This window comes from Microbacterium karelineae (assembly GCF_009745985.1).
GTDB classification, from domain to species: domain Bacteria; phylum Actinomycetota; class Actinomycetes; order Actinomycetales; family Microbacteriaceae; genus Microbacterium; species Microbacterium karelineae.
On sequence record NZ_WFIX01000156.1, the window covers coordinates 1 to 250 of the forward strand.

General features: G+C 55.2%; 1 protein-coding gene. It reads left to right on the forward strand.

Going from position 1 to position 250, the window contains the following annotated elements; all coding sequences use genetic code 11:
* Positions 1-250 (forward strand): phage minor tail protein L (locus GB932_RS01420; protein WP_202601297.1); only part of this gene is annotated, 250 nt, incomplete at both ends.

A 250-nucleotide genomic window follows, 5' to 3' on the forward strand; every position in this document is an offset into this window, starting at 1 on the left:
ATCCGGCAGGAAACACTGAATGAATGCACCCGTGCGGAGCAGTCGGCCAGCGTGGTGCTCTGGGAAATCGACCTGACAGAGGTCGGTGGAGAACGTTATTTTTTCTGTAATGAGCAGAACGAAAAAGGTGAGCCGGTCACCTGGCAGGGGCGACAGTATCAGCCGTATCCCATTCAGGGGAGCGGTTTTGAACTGAATGGCAAAGGCACCAGTACGCGCCCCACGCTGACGGTTTCTAACCTGTACGGAT